Raw genomic sequence first — 16286 nt, forward strand, 5'->3', positions numbered from 1 at the left:
CAATAAATTCCAGATAGATCAAAACAACGTTCGTAGGCAGTTCATCTGAGCTAATTTAACGTCTATTTTCACTTTTTTGTTTAAATGGATTTGTTCGGTAAACTACAAAACCAAAAATTAATAACAATACTATTTTTCCAATTAAAAATCCATTTCCATAATTGTTTAGCTTATCGTAATGATAGACAAAAATGTTTATGATGATGTAAATCAAATACAATGCAGTAATTATCGATGCGTAAAATATTGTTTTTTTCATTTTAATTTAAAATTAGGCGGTACTATTTTACTATTACCGCCTGAAGTATTATTATTTTGTTACTGTCGTTGTAGTTGGAGTATAAATGCTGAAAGTGAGAGCAGCAATTAAACCGTTTACAAAACTCTGTCTTGTAAACACCGTGTAATCTGTTGCTTCTCCAGCCATTTCTTTAGAGTCTGAAACTCCAACTGGTGCTAATCCACCAATTACGTAATGATTCCATTTTGTAACCTGAGAGTTACCTTGTGCACCTTTACCAACTACGCTTGTGTATGAAAAACAAGACGTTAACATAATTGACATTGCGAAAGCAATTGACAAAACTTTGAATGTTCTTTTCATTCTAATCATTTTAAAAAATATTATTGTTTACTCACTTTGAGTTTTTTTTAGGCATTATTTTACTTCGGTTTATATGCTTTTCCGCTTTCAGAACTCAATGAGCAAGTTTTTCAAAACTTCTCTCCACAGTTTTTAACCGTACTGCTAGGTTTAACTTGCTCACAACTGGGTTATAGTAACAAACAAAAACGTATTTTGTCCATTACCTCCTCAAAAACGAAAATCCACAACAATACAAGAGCTACTGCTCCTATTGTTATGGATTAATTTGTTTTTTTGTGGTGTCCAAATATAAGATTTATTTGATAAAAGTCTAATTTATTTTATTCTTTTTAAGATGCTATAAACACTTTAATTTTATATTTTTTTACTGTTCAATTGGTTTCAAGCAGTTAATCCAAATCATAGCTATAATGGGAGAAATAAAACCAAAAACTCCCCATCCTACAGCGCTGCGATTTAATTCTTTGGCAGTACTAGAGCAAACGTAGGTCCCTATGATTTTTAAAACAATCAAAACTAAATAAACTCCTCCTTCCATAATTAGTGTTTTAGAATATAATGCTATTTGTTTACTATAGTTTGAAACAGAATTTAGTACATAAGCGATTTACTTATTTTTATTGTATTACATGTTTTATCTCTCTACTTTTCAAAGATAAATAGCTGTAACTACTCTTCCTTACGGTTTCCCGTAATCGACGTTTTTATATACTTTAAACAGACCTAATTGGATGCTACAAAATGTCAATTTCTAATTCTACTCGAATACTGAATGCCCAATCTCGCGTGAGGGACGGAAACGAAAAGCCCGCAGCGACGCTTTTTAGCAAAGCGAGGACTTGTAGTGTACTGCCCGACCGTAGCTTTTGCGGAGGGCACGCCCAAAATAAAGTTTTGGCTATTTTTAGGTACTGCTGCAAGAGTATTACTAGCCTATAATTGTATAAAATTTTATAAAAATATTAATACCCTTACGCCTGAAAAAACTGTACTTTGGCTTATTGAACAAATACAATTGAACGCTTTTTACCTATATATATGGACAAAATAAAAATACTTTGGGTTGATGATGAAATTGACTACCTAAAACCGCATATTATTTTTCTAGAGAAAAAAAATTATAGTGTTACCACTTGCAACAACGGACGCGATGCCATAGACCTTTTTGAGAACGAAAACTTTGATGTGGTGTTCCTAGATGAGAATATGCCTGGTATGAGCGGACTGGAAACGCTGCAGGAAATGAAGGAGAAAAAGAGTGCTATACCCATGATTATGATCACGAAAAGTGAGGAAGAGTACATTATGGAGGAAGCGATAGGTTCTAAAATTGCCGATTACTTGATTAAACCCGTGAATCCCAATCAGATTTTATTGAGCTTGAAAAAGAACTTGGATCACTCTCGCTTAATTTCTGAAAAAACTACGCTAGATTACCAAAAGGAGTTTCGTAAAATTGCCATGGAAATGGGCATGGTAAACAGTTACGAGGATTGGGTGGAGTTGTATAAGAAATTAGTTTTTTGGGAATTACAACTCGAAAATATTACAGATCAAGCTATGATTGAGATCTTAGAATCTCAAAAGGTAGAGGCCAATTCCCAATTTGGAAAATTTATAGAACGCAATTACGAGGATTGGTTTGCTCCTAAAGCAGATAAACCGGTACTTTCGCACGACTTATTTAAGGAATTAGTATTACCTGAACTGAAGAAAAAGAATTCTCGAGACCCAGACGAGCAGAGCAAAGCGAAGCCTGTACTGTTTGTGGTTATAGACAACCTACGCTACGACCAATGGAAAGTTTTTGAGAGCGTTGTAAACGATTATTACAAACTCGAGAGAGAGCTATCCTACTACTCTATCCTACCCACAGCGACGCAGTATGCTAGAAACGCGATTTTCTCTGGATTACTGCCTGTTGAAATGGAAAAGCAGTTTCCGCAATACTGGAAAAATGATCCTGAGGAAGGTGGTAAAAACTTGTACGAAGCCGAATTCTTGACCGCACAGTTAAAACGTTTGGGATTAAACATCAAGGAAGATTACTTTAAGATTACCAATATGGAATCTGGTAAAAAACTAGCTGAGAACTTCAAGGGACTTAAAAACAATGATTTGGTTACCATCGTGTACAACTTTGTAGATATGCTTTCGCATGCTAAAACAGAGATGGATGTGGTAAAAGAATTAGCTGCAGATGATAAGGCGTATCGCTCCTTGACGCTAAGTTGGTTCAAGAATTCGCCTTTGTTAGAAATTATTCAGCAAGCGCAAAAACTAGGTTTTAAATTGATTTTAACTACAGATCACGGAACCATCAATGTCAAAAATCCATCGAAAGTAGTGGGAGATAAAAACACAAGTTTGAACCTTCGATACAAAACGGGACGAAGCCTTACTTACGAGCATAAAGATGTTTATGCTGTAAAAGATCCAAAAAAAATAGGATTGCCTAGCATTAATATGAGCAGTTCTTATATTTTTGCAAAAAATGATTTGTTTTTGGCCTACGTAAACAATTACAATCACTATGTAAGTTATTATAAAAATACGTACCAGCATGGTGGAATTTCGCTTGAAGAAATGATTATTCCGGCACTAGTATTTAATCCAAAATAGTATCTAGCATTCGAGCTCTTGTTTCCGAATTTAGTAAGGATTTAGAGCTCTCTGTTAGCAAATGAAGAAGCAAGAATATGGAGTTTATTTATGAATTAGAAGACATCGCCTCAGTGGCGGAAATAGTTGTGGCTCAAAATCCTAAAAAAGTCATCCTTTTTTATGGTGAAATGGGTGCCGGAAAAACTACTTTTATCAAGCAATTATGTAAAACTCTTGGTGTTACAGAAGCAACTAGTAGTCCAACCTTTTCTTTAGTTAATGAGTACCAAACTACTAAAAATGAAACGATTTACCATTTTGATTTTTATAGATTAAAGGTCGAAACGGAAGCGCTAGACATGGGAGTTGATGATTATTTATATTCGGGTGCTTGGTGCTTCATCGAATGGGCAGAACAGATTCCGAATTTGATTCCAGAGGAGCATTCGGTAATCAGAATTAGGGAGCAAGCCGATGGAAAACGAATTTTAGAATTAAGTTAATTACTGTATGAGTACTACCAAAATGGTTCGCATTATTCCCTTTACAATTGACTTAAAGGACTATATTAAAATTTTAAATGTAGAATGGTTACAAAAGTATTTTCGAATAGAAGATCGAGACGAAATTGTCTTATCAAATCCACAAGAAGAAATCATTGACAAAGGCGGTTTGATTTACTACGCAACATACAACGATGAAATAGTTGGCACGGTTTCGCTTTTGCGAGTTAGTAACACCGTTTACGAAGTTAGTAAAATGGCCGTTACAACAAACGTTCAAGGATTAGGAATTGGAAAAATACTATTAGAGCACTGTTTTCAAGTTGCCAAAGAAAGGAATGCTACCAAGCTGATTTTGTATTCGAATACAAGTTTGCAATCAGCCATTCATTTATACTACAAATATGGTTTTGTAGCAATACCATTAGAAAGCGGCATTTATGAACGTGCTGATATCAAAATGGAGAAAGTTTTGTAACCTTAGTTTTTATATGATTTAGCCCTCAAGGTCAACTGTATTTTGAACTTTTTTATGTAATTTTACCTCTTAAACAGCACAACAACAATGTCAATTTCATTCACACCGTTTACAAAGCAGCAACTAATGCCTCAGGAGGAAAAACTAGAGGTTGGAAAACGACGAAGCGAACTTTTTATTGGTTTACCTAAAGAGACAAGCCATCAAGAACGCCGTATTTGTTTAACGCCTGATGCTGTCAACTCTTTAACATGTCACGGTCACCGCGTAATGATCGAGTCTGGAGCTGGAGAAAGTTCAAGCTATTCAGACAAAGAGTATAGTGATGCTGGTGCCGAAGTAACGAAAGACACGAAAAAGGTTTTTAGCTGTCCGATGATTCTAAAAGTAGAACCACCAACACTAGAAGAAATTGAAATGATGAACAGCCAATCGATTCTGATTTCGGCTATTCAGTTAAAAACAAAACAAAAAAGCTATTTTGAAGCTTTGACCAAGAAAAAAATCACTGCCTTAGCATTTGAATATATAAAAGACGAAGACGGAACCTATCCTGCGGTGAAGTCACTTAGTGAAATTGCTGGCACAGCCTCGATATTGATTGCTGCAGAATTAATGATTACAACCGAATTTGGAAAAGGATTGCTCTTTGGTAACATCACCGGCGTTCCTCCTACCGAAGTTGTTATTTTAGGTGCTGGCACTGTAGGAGAATTTGCAGCCAAAACAGCAATAGGTTTAGGTGCCAATGTGAAAGTATTTGACAACTCTATTACCAAATTGCGTAGACTGCAGAATAATTTAAACCAACGCATCTTTACCTCTACCATTCAGCCAAAAACATTATTAAAGGCGTTAAGACGTTGTGACGTAGCGATAGGTGCCATGCGCGGAATTGATAGAACACCTGTTGTAGTTACAGAAACAATGGTCGAGCACATGAAAAAAGGCGCTGTGATTGTTGATGTGAGCATTGACACGGGTGGTTGTTTTGAAACTTCAGAGGTTACCTCACACGAGAAACCAACCTTCATAAAAAGTAATGTTTTACACTATTGCGTACCCAACATACCCGCTCGCTACTCTAAAACTGCTTCGTTATCGATCAGCAATATAATTACACCTTACTTAATTCAAATCGCAGATGATGGCGGAATCGAAAGTGCGATACGATGCGATAAAGGATTAAAATGTGGCGTTTATTTATACCACGGTATATTGACTAATAAGGCCATTGGCGATTGGTTTGACATCCCTAATAACGATATCAATTTAATTGTGTTTTAAATAATCTTTGCCCTACCTTTGCAAAAAAAATAATTCATGAAGTTTGTACATCGTTTTGCCTACTACCTAGTAGGTTTAGTTATAGGTTGTTTTTTTGTAGCACTTGTTTTTAGCGGTAAAGATACTCGTTGTAGTTATTTCCCAAATGCACGTGTTTTAAATGACATTCGTAATAAACCATTTGAGTACTCAGATGCAGCCCTTAAAACGTTGGCTGAACCTTGGATTGATAAAAATGATATTAAACAATCACTAACTTACGGTGATGTAGATTTTGATAAAAGCAACACCGAGTTTGGCAAAAACAATAAATTGTACATTATAGAAGGTAAAACCGTCAAAAATGTAGAGATTATTTTAACTGTTGAAAACAAGGCAAGCAAAGCTATCCTTGTAGATGTTAGTCGCAAATAACACAATTTAAATAATTGAAATTGAAAAACCACTTCTGTTTATAGAACCGAAGTGGTTTTTTTATTTTTTAGAAAATGGTTCAAATTTACGTTCAGTAATACCTTCGTCGTTTTTTGAGTAAGCATATGTAGTTTCGCTTTTTATAAAGTTATTCTTCACCAAGCAACTTTAACATTCCATCTGTTTTTTATAGAGGTTTTCGAATGCACTACAAAAACCAATCAATTTCTTTTTCATTGTTAGCTTTTAAATAGGCATTCACTTTGCTAAAATGCTTGTTGCCAAACCATTTTCCTTGATTAGCACTTAAGGGTGATGGATGTCCTGATTCTAAAATTAAATGCTTAGTTCGGTCAATTTTACTACCTTTTTTTTGTGCAAAAGCACCCCATAACAGAAAAACGATACCTTCTTTTTGACTTGAAATTTCTTGAATTACGGCATCCGTAAAAAGATTCCATTTTAAGTGCTTGTGACTGTTTGCTTGGTCTTTTCGAACTGTCAATCCTGCATTCAAAAGTAGTACGCCTTGGTTTGCCCAACGTTCTAAATTACAAGACGTAGGCATAAATAAATGATCTAAATCATCGTTTAGCTCTCTAAATATGTTTCGTAAAGAAGGAGGTATCTTTACTCCATCATTTACAGAGAATGCTAATCCGTTAGCCTCGCCTTCCCCATGATAGGGATCTTGACCTATTATCACTACTTTTAAATGCGAAAGGTCGCAATAATCAAAAGCAGCCAATATTAAATCCTGCGGAGGGTAACAAGCTCCTACTTCATACTCCTGGGTTAACTGCTCTTGTAGATCCTGAAAATAAGGCTTTTGTAGTTCATTTGCTAGTAGCGAATCCCATTTTGGCGGTAGTTGTAATTGCATTATTTTTAAAACTTAAGAACACAAAGATACACAGAGATATCTAATCGATAAAAGGAACAATTATTTTTTATGTTACAGCAGAAATAAACATTAGTTAAACTTGGTATTTATTTACAAAATAGTCTTCACTATTAACTATTTTTGTAGCAAAGAAGTAACTTATCCTAATGATATCAATAACAGAAAAAACTTTACAAGATCTACAATTCCCAACGGTCCTTGAAACCATTTCGAGTATATGTAATACCGAAATTGGTAAAGAAAAAGCGTTAAACATAACTCCCTTTAAAGACAAAGAGAGTTTGATGCAAGCATTAATGCAAACATCAGAATATGTTTCGTCTTTTCAAAATAACAATGCCATTCCTAACCACGGATTTGAAACCATAAATCACGAAATTAAATTTCTGGCAATCGAGGATAGTTTTCTCGAAGTTGGAAGTTTTAGAAAAATAGCGACGCTAGCATCTACAGTCAACTTTTTATTGAATTTTTTACGAAAATTTGATGATTACTACCCCAACATAAATGCTCGAGCAGCTCGCGTAGAACTAACGAAGGATATTGTTCACATGATTGATGATGTAGTGGATAAGTATGGTGAAATTAAAGATAATGCTTCACCTGTACTTTTAGACACAAGACGCAGCATGAATAGTGTTCGTGGTAAAGTGAATCAAAGTTTTGGTATAGCCATGTCACATTACAATGGTTTAGGTTACTTAGATGATATCAAAGAAAGTTTTGTTCAAAACAGACGTGTACTGGCCGTTTTAGCGATGTACCGTCGTAAAGTGAAAGGAACTATTTTAGGCAGTTCAAAAACAGGAAGTATTGCTTATGTAGAACCCGAAATGACGTTGCAATACTCTAGAGAGCTAAGCAATTTAGAATATGAGGAAAAAGAGGAAATCACCCGAATTTTAAAACAACTGTCAAATTCTATTAGACCCTTCTTACCATTACTTATTGAATACCAAGAATTTCTAAGTGATATTGATGTAGTTGCGGCTAAGGCTAAATATGCTAACAAAATCAACGGAATCTTACCAGCAATTACTGATGAACGTCGCATGTATTTTAGAGATGCTTATCACCCGATTTTGTTTTTGAACAACAAACAAAAAAACGAAATCACGCATCCTCAAACCATTGAATTGGGTCAAGAAAACCGTATTATAGTTATCTCTGGACCTAACGCTGGAGGTAAAACCATCTCGTTAAAAACAGTTGGATTATTGCAATTAATGCTGCAGTCTGGTATGTTGATTCCGGTACATGAACGATCAGAAACATTTTTGTTTGACAGGATATTAACAGATATTGGTGATAACCAATCTATTGAAAATCATTTAAGTACGTACAGCTACCGATTGAAGAACATGAATTACTTCTTGAAGAAGTGTAATAGCAAAACCATGTTCTTAATTGATGAATTCGGTACTGGTTCTGATCCCGAATTAGGAGGTGCGTTAGCCGAAATTTTCTTGGAGGAGTTCTACCACCGAGAGGCCTTTGGAATCATTACTACACACTACTCTAATTTAAAAATTCTAGCTAACGAACTACCGTTTGCTACCAATGCCAACATGATGTTTGATGAGAAATCATTGGAGCCTATGTATAAATTGGCTTTGGGACAAGCAGGAAGTTCCTTTACATTTGAGGTAGCGCTTAAAAACGGAATTCCGTTTAGCCTTATCAACCGAGCAAAGAAAAAGATCGAAGTGGGGAAAGTCCGTTTTGACAAAACAATAGCTACGCTTCAAAAAGAACGTTCTAAACTAGAAAAAACTTCTCAAAATCTAAAAGAAGAAGAAACCAAAGCACGCGAAGAAGGTAAAAAGATGGAGACTATCAATGTCAAAATAAAGCAGAAACTAGAAAGTTATCAGGAGCTTTATGATAGTAATCAAAAGACCATTTACATTGGTCAGAAAGTCGAAGATATTGCCGAGAAATACTTTAACAATAAAAATAAAAAAGAACTGCTTGGCGAGTTTTTAAAAATTATCGAAATCGAAAATTCAAAACGTAAAAAAGCCACTGCAAAAGAGTCTAAAGCGATAGCTGTCAAAAAGAAGGAAGTTATTGAAGAAGTAACATTAGTCGTTGAAGAAATTCGTAAAGAAAAGAAAGAGAAGAAATTAAAACCTATTATCGAAAAACCAAAACCTATTTTGAAAGTAGGTGATCGCGTACGAATGTTTGACGGTCGTGCAGTGGGAACAATTGATGTGATTGAAAAAAACAAAGCTACTGTGAACTACGGAGTGTTTACATCAAAAGTAAGTTTAGAAGCGCTTGAATTTGTTGAGGCGGCTAAGAAGTAGTTATAAAATTATTGATTTAATATTAGTCTCCTTTTTGTCATTCTTAGGAACGAAGAATCCCAACAAAATTAAACAACTAATGTAGATCTAATCTTAGAGGCTCCTTGTCCCTTGGAATTAAAAATTAAGCTTGAAATAGAAAACTGAATTCGATACAAAATGCTAAACTTACCTCCTAATAAAAAAATAATACTATTTGATGGTATATGTAATCTTTGCAATTCGGCTGTTCAGTTTATAGTTAAAAGGGACGCAAATGATGTTTTTAGGTTTGTAGCGCTACAATCCAATTTAGGAATTGAAATTTGTAATTATATTGGTGTTGATCCAACAAAAATGGATAGTATTATTCTTTATGAGCCAGGAAAAGCGTATTACTATAAATCAGACGCTGCATTAAGAATAACTTCTAATTTAGGTTTCCTTTATTCCTTAACCATAGTTTTTAAAATTATTCCAGAAAGCGTACGCAATATGATCTATGATTATATCGCTAAAAATAGGTACCGCTGGTTTGGAAAAAAAGAGGAATGTATGATTCCGACTAATGAGTTAAAAGATAAATTTTTAGAACAATAAGGTAATAACTGATTATTATCATATTTTATCTTGGTGCTGCTACCTATTTTTGAAGTTCTAAAATAGAATAGTATGAAAAACATTTCGCTTTACACCTGGGATAACGGTTCAATCATTATAGTTTTTGTCTTTGGTTTTGTAGTCATTGGTTTGGTAGCCACCGTTTTATTACTAATGAGTAATGACAAAAAAAAGAAATAAAAAAAAGGATGTCACGCAATCAAAGCAGACATCCTTTTTGGTTTGATTTGAAAATACAATTATCTAATCAATTTTCTATATTTCAATCGCTTAGGTGTCAAATCTCCACCAAGGCGCTTTTTCTTATTTTCTTCGTATTCAGAGAATCCACCTTCAAAATAGTACACTTCTGAATCCCCTTCGAATGCTAAAATATGCGTACAGATTCTGTCCAAGAACCATCTGTCGTGAGAAATCACTACTGCGCAACCAGCGAAGTTTTCTAAACCTTCCTCAAGTGCACGAAGTGTATTTACATCCAAATCATTCGTTGGCTCATCCAGTAACAATACGTTTCCTTCTTCCTTTAAAGTCATAGCAAGGTGCAAACGGTTACGTTCCCCACCAGAAAGTGCCGAAACCTTTTTATTTTGCTCACCACCACCAAAATTGAAACGAGATAAATATGCTCTTGAATTTACTTGCTTACCACCCATCATGATTAATTCTTGACCATCGGCAAAGTTTTCCCAAATTGATTTGTTTGGATCTATGTTCGAGTGTGATTGATCTACATAAGCAATTTTCACCGTCTCACCTACAGAGAATTCTCCACTATCTGTTTCTTGTTCTCCCATGATCATTCTGAAAATAGTTGACTTACCAGCACCATTGGGTCCGATAATTCCAACAATTCCAGCTTGTGGTAATGTGAAATTTAAGTTATCGTATAATAATTTGTCTCCAAAAGCTTTGGCAACATTCTTAGCTTCAATAACATTTGTTCCTAAACGTGGTCCGTTAGGTATATAAATTTCTAGATTTTCATCTAATTGCTTTTGGTCTTCGTTTAACAACTTATCGTAGTTTTGTAAACGCGCTTTTTGCTTCGTTTGACGACCTTTAGCTCCTTGACGAACCCAGTCTAACTCTCTTTCTAAGTTTTTACGACGTTTAGAAGCTACTTTTTCTTCGAGAGCCATACGACTCGATTTTTGGTCTAACCAAGAAGAATAATTCCCTTTCCATGGAATACCCTCTCCTCTATCTAACTCTAAAATCCATCCAGCAACATTATCTAAGAAGTATCTATCATGCGTAACTGCAATTACAGTTCCTGCATATTGTGCTAAATGTTGTTCTAACCAAAGCACAGATTCTGCATCCAAGTGGTTGGTAGGCTCATCAAGAAGCAAAACATCTGGTTGTTGCAATAACAAACGACACAAAGCAACGCGACGACGCTCTCCTCCAGAAAGATTTTTGATTGGCGTATCACCGTCTGGCGTACGCAAAGCATCCATTGCAATTTCTAATTTGGTATCGATTTCCCAAGCACCTAGCGCATCAATTTTGTCTTGTAAAGCTGCTTGACGATCCATTAACTTGTCCATTTTATCTGGATCAGAATAATTCTCCTCTAGACCAAACAAATCATTAATACTATTATATTCAGCAAGTACAGCCATTGTTTCTGCAGCTCCTTCTTGAACAATTTCTAAAACTGTTTTAGTATCATCTAATATTGGCTCTTGCTCTAAATAACCAACAGTGTAACCCGGTTGAAAAACAACATCACCTTGAAAGTTTTTATCAACCCCTGCAATAATTTTAAGTAGTGATGATTTACCGGATCCGTTCAAACCTAAAATACCAATTTTAGCTCCGTAAAAGAAACTTAAATAAATATTTTTAAGAACAGGTTTGTCTGCTCCAGTGTAGGTTTTACTCAATTTTTGCATTGAGAAAATTACTTTTTTATCGTCTGACATTATATTTAATTTTAATTTTTATATTTTATTTACAATCTCCCTTTTAATGAGCTAAAAACCCATGCATTAGCAAGAAAACCGACTCCAACAGCTACAAATCCCCAGCCTGAAACTTCGCTATATCTAAAAGCTCCAAGACCTATTAATAGCAATCCCATCAATATCATTATAAAGGTAGCCCATCCTAAGACCGTATTTTTATTCATTCCCATGATTGTGATATATAATTTATGTGTTGCAAATATCGTGATTTAACCGCTAATTAAAAATATGATACAACATTTCTCTTAATAAATCCCCATTTGACATCGCGCTTGCTCCAACTCCTTTGCTCTTTACATCAATTTCTCGCAATGCTGCAACTACTTGACTGACTTTTCGCATCGGATAATTTTTTAAAGCGAGGTCATACTCTTTCAAAAAATAAGGATTTACCCCTATCACTGTAGCTACATTTTTAGGGTTTTTATCTTTTAAACCATGGTATTTTAAAAGTTGTACAAAAAAACCAAAAACCAAACTAGTGGTAACGACCATGGGATTGTCTTTAGGGTTATTTGCGAAATTCTCAGCAATCGTATATGCCTTAAGTTGATTGCGCTCACCGATAGCTTTACGTAATTCAAAAACATTAAAATCCTTGCTAAAACCAATATTCTCCTCGATATCTTTGGGAGTAATGGTGGCACCTTTTGGTAAAATGATTTGCAGCTTTTCTAATTCGTTATTTATTTTACTTAAATCAGTACCTAAAAACTCGACCAACATCGCTGATGCTTTAGGCTCGATTGCATACTTTTTACCCGATAAAACTCTTTTTATCCAATCTCCAACTTGATTCTCGTACAGCTTTTTACTTTCGTAAACTACTCCGTTTTTAGCTAAAAGCTTGGTAACTTTTTTACGTTTATCTAATGTCTTGTATTTATAGCAAACTACCAAAACCGTTGTGGCCATCGGATTCTCAGCATACGATTCTAATTTATCAATTGTTTTAGTCAGATCCTGAGCTTCTTTTACGATAATCACTTGTCTTTCAGCCATCATTGGATATCTTTTCGCCGATGAAACAATATCCTCAACGGTAACATCTCTACCGTAAAAAACCGTTTGATTGAATCCTTTTTCTTCCTCGGACAAAACATTTTGCTCAATGTAATCAGATAGTTTATCGATATAATACGGTTCCTCTCCCATTAAAAAATAGATAGGCTTGATAGTACCACTCTTAATATCGTTTACAATTTTTATGACTTCGTCCAAAATAAATTTATTTGATAATTTGGTTATTAGCTGATTTACTTACTTTTGTCGCATGCAAAAACTAAATTTTCAGCAGTATGACTTTCGATTCAAAAATAGTGAAAATAAAGTGTCTATTTTTGATGAAATCAGGAAAAAATTTATCATTCTCACACCAGAGGAATGGGTTAGACAACATGTGGTGCGCTTTTTACTAGAAGAAAAAAAGTACCCTAAGTCCTTAATAAATGTTGAAAAAGTACTAAAAGTCAATGGTTTAAAAAAACGATATGATGCCGTAGTTTTCAATACCGTTGGTGAAATTCAAGTTCTCGTAGAATGTAAGGCACCCGAGGTTAAAATCACTCAAGCTACCTTTGATCAAATCGCCCGTTACAATATAACTATGAATGCACAATATTTGATGGTAACTAACGGCCTGAATCATTACTTTTGCCAAATGGATTTTGAAAACGAGAAATATGTTTTTTTGCCTCAACTTCCCGATTACAATCTTTAGAATCGATTATTCATACATTGCAGATTTAAATTCCGTATTATCTTGAAAAAAATAGCAGTAGTTATATTAAACTGGAATGGTGTTCAATTGTTAGAACAATTTTTGCCATCAGTAGTACAATTTTCGCCCGAAGCAGTCATATATGTAGCTGATAATGCTTCTACTGATGATTCAGTAGCTTTTGTCAAAGCTAATTTTCCCACCGTTAGAATAATTCAAAATAGCACCAATTATGGCTTTGCACAAGGTTATAATGAAGCGCTACAGCATATTGATGCTGATATTTATGCATTAGTAAATTCAGATATTGAAGTTACAGCCAATTGGTTGCAACCTATTCTCAATACTTTCGAGAAAGATAGAGACACTGCCATAATTCAGCCTAAACTACTAGACTTTAAAAATAAAGATTACTTTGAATATGCTGGTGCAGCAGGTGGCTTTATTGACAAATACGGTTATCCTTATTGTCGTGGTCGTGTGTTCGATACAGTAGAAAAAGATCTTGGTCAATATGATAACAATTGTGAAATTTCGTGGGCATCTGGTGCTTGTTTTTTCATAAGAAGTAGTGTTTACAAAGAATTGGGTGGTTTCGATGAGATCTTTTTTGCTCATCAGGAAGAAATTGATCTTTGTTGGCGCGCCACCAATAAAGGTTATAAAATAAAATACCAGCATGACTCAACAGTGTATCACGTAGGAGGAGCGACCCTCCAACAAGGTAATCCGAAAAAAACGTATCTTAACTTTAGAAATTCACTATTAATGTTAAGTAAGAATTTGCCTAAAAATAAATTATTTCCAATTCTTTTTACAAGGATGATTTTAGATGGTTTAGCAGGAATCCAATTTATTTTACAAGGAAAAGCAGCCCATTTTACAGCTATTCTTAAAGCTCATTATTCTTTTTACACATTACTATCAGTTACTTATAAAAAAAGAAGCAATTTTCAGTCGGAAACATACTATTCAACAAAAAGTATCGTTTATCAATATTATGTTAATTCTGGCAAGATATTTGTTAAATGATTTTAACACTATATTATTACTGTAATTAATCATTTAAAGCTAACTTTGTAATTCAACTAAAAATTATTTTTATGAAAAAAATCGTAATCACCTTATCACTCTTCGCACTTTTGACCTCTTGTGTGTCTAAAAAGAAATATGCTGATCTAGAATCCAGAAACAAGGAAACTCAAGACTTGTTGAATTCTGCTACGGTAAAATTAAATTCTTGTCTTGAAGAGAAGGCTGGACTTCTAGCAAGAGTTGATGGATTGAAAGAGTACAATCAAAACTTGATCAACACGTCTAAAGACATGACGATTTTAACGACTAAAGGAGCTCAAAACATTGAGAAGGCTTTGGAATCTATCAAAGAAAAAGACTTAAAAATTAGTAGAATGCAAGATGCATTAACTAAAAAAGATAGTGTAACACTTGCTGTAGTGACTAGTTTAAAAAGCGCTGTTGGTTTGAACGATCCAGATATCGAAATCAATGTTGAAAAAGGGGTAGTATTTATCTCTATCGCAGATAAATTATTATTCAAAAGCGGAAGCTATAATGTAACAGATAAAGCTAAAAGTGTTTTAGCGAAAGTTGCAAAAGTTGTTAATGACAAGCCAGATTTCGAATGTATGGTTGAAGGTCATACAGATAGTGTTCCTTACATAGGAAACAACATCTTACTTGATAACTGGGATTTAAGTGTTAAACGTTCTACATCTATCATCCGTGTTCTTACAGATGAGTTAGGAGTTAAACCAAGTCAATTAATCGCAGCTGGTAGAAGTTCATATGTGCCATTAGTAGCTAACGATAATGCTGACAATAGAGCGCGTAACAGAAGAACTCGTATTGTAGTACTTCCTAAAATTGATCAATTCTACGAAATGATTGAAAAAGAAATGAAAAAACAAACTAAATAATTAGGTTTTTTTATATAGGTAAAAAGCGTCTCTTAACAGAGACGCTTTTTTTTTGAACTGTATTTAATTTTATCTACTACGGTCTAAAATTTAAATTAGAAATGGTAGTAAAAAGAAAAAGCAGGTCTTGCGACCTGCTTTAATGTATCCTTAACTTTTCTCTAATAACCAATCAAATATAATTAAGAATAACATGCTATAATTAACTTTTAAACATCTTTAAGGCATCAAAGGTAATAATTTTTCAAGAAAACACCGTTAAATGAGTCAAAATTTTAGATTATTTCTATATCTCCTTTACCTGCTCTAATAATTTCAGGCTCAGAACCTGATAAATCAATTATTGTCGATCCTACGTTATCTCCATAACCACCATCGATAACTAAGTCCACTAAATTCTGCCATTTCTCGAAAATTAATTCAGGATCAGTGGTGTACTCAATCACATCATCTTCATCTCGTATAGAAGTAGACACAATAGGATTTCCTAACTGTCGCACAATTTCAAGTGCAATCGCGTTATCAGGGACACGAATCCCTACGGTCGTTTTCTTTTTAAATTCTTTTGGCAAATTATTATTACCCGGTAAAATAAAAGTATATGGACCTGGTAAAGCTCTCTTTAAAATTTTAAAGGTTGCTGTATCGATTTGCCTCACATAATCAGATAGATTACTCAAATCATGACAGATAAATGAAAAATTAGCTTTCTCTAACTTTACCCCTTTGATCTTAGCAATACGCTCTAATGCTCTAGAATTTGTAATATCACAACCTAAACCGTAAACAGTATCTGTTGGGTAAATAACCAAACCACCGTCTTTTAAAACCTTAACAACTTTAGCTATTGCAGCCTCGTTAGGTTTATCTTCATATATTTTCAAAAATTGTGCCATTCGTATATTTGTTTACAATTACCAAGTTGAAAGTTTAAGCGTTTACTAAAC

The 16286-nt window shown here is 34.3% G+C and carries 19 protein-coding genes; 11 read left to right on the forward strand and 8 right to left on the reverse strand.

The features are described from left to right. Window positions 1-55: 55 nt before the first annotated feature. The 3 genes from H8R22_RS11080 to H8R22_RS11090 form a co-directional block, all read right to left on the reverse strand. Window positions 56-259, reverse strand: coding sequence for a hypothetical protein (locus H8R22_RS11080; protein WP_187010446.1), 204 nt, complete (start codon window positions 257-259; stop codon window positions 56-58). A 51-nt stretch (window positions 260-310) separates the two neighbouring features. Further along, on the reverse strand, window positions 311-604 hold the full coding sequence (locus H8R22_RS11085; RefSeq protein ID WP_187010447.1) for a Bor family protein: 294 nt from the start codon (window positions 602-604) through the stop codon (window positions 311-313). A 367-nt stretch (window positions 605-971) separates the two neighbouring features. Beyond that, window positions 972-1145, reverse strand: coding sequence for a hypothetical protein (locus H8R22_RS11090; RefSeq protein WP_187010448.1), 174 nt, complete (start codon window positions 1143-1145; stop codon window positions 972-974). A 500-nt stretch (window positions 1146-1645) separates the two neighbouring features. Between H8R22_RS11090 and porX the strand changes: the two genes are divergently transcribed. From porX to H8R22_RS11115, 5 genes are all read left to right on the forward strand, one after another. Further along, on the forward strand, window positions 1646-3229 hold the full coding sequence (gene porX, locus H8R22_RS11095) for a T9SS response regulator signal transducer PorX (protein ID WP_187010449.1): 1584 nt from the start codon (window positions 1646-1648) through the stop codon (window positions 3227-3229). Between the two features lie 77 nt (window positions 3230-3306). Next, window positions 3307-3714: a tRNA (adenosine(37)-N6)-threonylcarbamoyltransferase complex ATPase subunit type 1 TsaE gene (gene tsaE / locus H8R22_RS11100; RefSeq protein WP_187010450.1), complete on the forward strand. Its 408-nt coding sequence runs from the start codon at window positions 3307-3309 to the stop codon at window positions 3712-3714. A gap of 7 nt (window positions 3715-3721) precedes the next feature. Further along, a complete protein-coding gene (locus tag H8R22_RS11105; protein WP_187010451.1) occupies window positions 3722-4192 on the forward strand; it encodes a GNAT family N-acetyltransferase in 471 nt (156 codons plus the stop codon). Window positions 4193-4279: 87 nt separating this feature from the next. Beyond that, on the forward strand, window positions 4280-5479 hold the full coding sequence (locus H8R22_RS11110) for an alanine dehydrogenase (protein ID WP_187010452.1): 1200 nt from the start codon (window positions 4280-4282) through the stop codon (window positions 5477-5479). 36 nt (window positions 5480-5515) lie between these two features. Beyond that, window positions 5516-5893 carry a DUF4258 domain-containing protein gene (locus H8R22_RS11115; RefSeq protein ID WP_187010453.1) on the forward strand — a complete coding sequence of 126 codons (378 nt, stop codon included), beginning with the start codon at window positions 5516-5518 and terminating at the stop codon, window positions 5891-5893. Between the two features lie 208 nt (window positions 5894-6101). On the opposite strand, the gene ung is transcribed toward H8R22_RS11115, so the two are convergent. Next, a complete protein-coding gene (gene ung / locus H8R22_RS11120) occupies window positions 6102-6776 on the reverse strand; it encodes a uracil-DNA glycosylase (protein ID WP_187010454.1) in 675 nt (224 codons plus the stop codon). Window positions 6777-6943: 167 nt separating this feature from the next. Between ung and H8R22_RS11125 the strand changes: the two genes are divergently transcribed. The 3 genes from H8R22_RS11125 to H8R22_RS15690 all read left to right on the forward strand — a co-directional run bounded on the left by H8R22_RS11125 (window position 6944) and on the right by H8R22_RS15690 (window position 9889). Further along, window positions 6944-9109, forward strand: coding sequence for an endonuclease MutS2 (locus H8R22_RS11125; protein ID WP_187010455.1), 2166 nt, complete (start codon window positions 6944-6946; stop codon window positions 9107-9109). Between the two features lie 159 nt (window positions 9110-9268). Continuing rightward, window positions 9269-9688, forward strand: a complete 420-nt coding sequence (locus H8R22_RS11130) for a thiol-disulfide oxidoreductase DCC family protein (RefSeq protein WP_187010456.1) — start codon at window positions 9269-9271, stop codon at window positions 9686-9688. A 72-nt stretch (window positions 9689-9760) separates the two neighbouring features. Continuing rightward, window positions 9761-9889 carry a hypothetical protein gene (locus tag H8R22_RS15690; RefSeq protein ID WP_262891051.1) on the forward strand — a complete coding sequence of 43 codons (129 nt, stop codon included), beginning with the start codon at window positions 9761-9763 and terminating at the stop codon, window positions 9887-9889. A gap of 59 nt (window positions 9890-9948) precedes the next feature. Here the strand turns inward: H8R22_RS15690 and ettA are convergent, their stop codons facing one another. Genes ettA through holA form a run of 3 tightly spaced genes read right to left on the reverse strand, consistent with a single transcriptional unit; the run spans window position 9949 to window position 12903 of the window. Continuing rightward, window positions 9949-11640 (reverse strand): energy-dependent translational throttle protein EttA, encoded by a 1692-nt coding sequence (gene ettA / locus H8R22_RS11135; protein ID WP_187010457.1) that lies wholly within the window; start codon window positions 11638-11640, stop codon window positions 9949-9951. A gap of 29 nt (window positions 11641-11669) precedes the next feature. Continuing rightward, entirely contained in the window at window positions 11670-11846 is a 177-nt protein-coding gene (locus tag H8R22_RS11140; protein WP_222616921.1) for a CAL67264 family membrane protein, read from the reverse strand. 52 nt (window positions 11847-11898) lie between these two features. Next, window positions 11899-12903, reverse strand: coding sequence for a DNA polymerase III subunit delta (gene holA, locus H8R22_RS11145; protein WP_187010459.1), 1005 nt, complete (start codon window positions 12901-12903; stop codon window positions 11899-11901). Between the two features lie 52 nt (window positions 12904-12955). On the opposite strand from holA, the gene H8R22_RS11150 reads away from it, so the two are divergent. The 3 genes from H8R22_RS11150 to H8R22_RS11160 all read left to right on the forward strand — a co-directional run bounded on the left by H8R22_RS11150 (window position 12956) and on the right by H8R22_RS11160 (window position 15339). Then, window positions 12956-13402 (forward strand): type I restriction enzyme HsdR N-terminal domain-containing protein, encoded by a 447-nt coding sequence (locus H8R22_RS11150; RefSeq protein WP_187010460.1) that lies wholly within the window; start codon window positions 12956-12958, stop codon window positions 13400-13402. Window positions 13403-13444: 42 nt separating this feature from the next. Beyond that, the gene (locus H8R22_RS11155) at window positions 13445-14434 is read left to right on the forward strand and encodes a glycosyltransferase family 2 protein (protein ID WP_187010461.1); all 990 of its coding nucleotides are present in this window, start codon (window positions 13445-13447) and stop codon (window positions 14432-14434) included. A 71-nt stretch (window positions 14435-14505) separates the two neighbouring features. Further along, window positions 14506-15339: an OmpA/MotB family protein gene (locus tag H8R22_RS11160; RefSeq protein WP_187010462.1), complete on the forward strand. Its 834-nt coding sequence runs from the start codon at window positions 14506-14508 to the stop codon at window positions 15337-15339. Window positions 15340-15614: 275 nt separating this feature from the next. On the opposite strand, the gene H8R22_RS11165 is transcribed toward H8R22_RS11160, so the two are convergent. Then, the gene (locus H8R22_RS11165) at window positions 15615-16235 is read right to left on the reverse strand and encodes an L-threonylcarbamoyladenylate synthase (protein WP_187010463.1); all 621 of its coding nucleotides are present in this window, start codon (window positions 16233-16235) and stop codon (window positions 15615-15617) included. Window positions 16236-16286: the final 51 nt, after the last annotated feature.

It is taken from the genome of Flavobacterium kayseriense, from assembly GCF_014305095.1.
GTDB classification, from domain to species: Bacteria; Bacteroidota; Bacteroidia; order Flavobacteriales; family Flavobacteriaceae; genus Flavobacterium; species Flavobacterium kayseriense.

What these genes read in the sequence shown, in the direction of transcription:
- H8R22_RS11110 (WP_187010452.1), top strand. Translation starts at nt 4,280, where the DNA reads ATGTCAATTTCATTCACACCGTTTACAAAGCAGCAACTAATGCCTCAG.
- H8R22_RS11125 (WP_187010455.1), top strand. Translation starts at nt 6,944, where the DNA reads ATGATATCAATAACAGAAAAAACTTTACAAGATCTACAATTCCCAACG.
- H8R22_RS11085 (WP_187010447.1), bottom strand. Translation starts at nt 604, where the DNA reads ATGAAAAGAACATTCAAAGTTTTGTCAATTGCTTTCGCAATGTCAATT.
- tsaE (WP_187010450.1), top strand. Translation starts at nt 3,307, where the DNA reads ATGGAGTTTATTTATGAATTAGAAGACATCGCCTCAGTGGCGGAAATA.
- H8R22_RS11160 (WP_187010462.1), top strand. Translation starts at nt 14,506, where the DNA reads ATGAAAAAAATCGTAATCACCTTATCACTCTTCGCACTTTTGACCTCT.
- H8R22_RS11115 (WP_187010453.1), top strand. Translation starts at nt 5,516, where the DNA reads ATGAAGTTTGTACATCGTTTTGCCTACTACCTAGTAGGTTTAGTTATA.
- ettA (WP_187010457.1), bottom strand. Translation starts at nt 11,640, where the DNA reads ATGTCAGACGATAAAAAAGTAATTTTCTCAATGCAAAAATTGAGTAAA.
- H8R22_RS11165 (WP_187010463.1), bottom strand. Translation starts at nt 16,235, where the DNA reads ATGGCACAATTTTTGAAAATATATGAAGATAAACCTAACGAGGCTGCA.
- H8R22_RS11150 (WP_187010460.1), top strand. Translation starts at nt 12,956, where the DNA reads ATGCAAAAACTAAATTTTCAGCAGTATGACTTTCGATTCAAAAATAGT.
- H8R22_RS11090 (WP_187010448.1), bottom strand. Translation starts at nt 1,145, where the DNA reads ATGGAAGGAGGAGTTTATTTAGTTTTGATTGTTTTAAAAATCATAGGG.
- porX (WP_187010449.1), top strand. Translation starts at nt 1,646, where the DNA reads ATGGACAAAATAAAAATACTTTGGGTTGATGATGAAATTGACTACCTA.
- H8R22_RS11130 (WP_187010456.1), top strand. Translation starts at nt 9,269, where the DNA reads ATGCTAAACTTACCTCCTAATAAAAAAATAATACTATTTGATGGTATA.
- H8R22_RS11105 (WP_187010451.1), top strand. Translation starts at nt 3,722, where the DNA reads ATGAGTACTACCAAAATGGTTCGCATTATTCCCTTTACAATTGACTTA.
- ung (WP_187010454.1), bottom strand. Translation starts at nt 6,776, where the DNA reads ATGCAATTACAACTACCGCCAAAATGGGATTCGCTACTAGCAAATGAA.
- H8R22_RS15690 (WP_262891051.1), top strand. Translation starts at nt 9,761, where the DNA reads ATGAAAAACATTTCGCTTTACACCTGGGATAACGGTTCAATCATTATA.
- H8R22_RS11080 (WP_187010446.1), bottom strand. Translation starts at nt 259, where the DNA reads ATGAAAAAAACAATATTTTACGCATCGATAATTACTGCATTGTATTTG.
- H8R22_RS11140 (WP_222616921.1), bottom strand. Translation starts at nt 11,846, where the DNA reads ATGAATAAAAATACGGTCTTAGGATGGGCTACCTTTATAATGATATTG.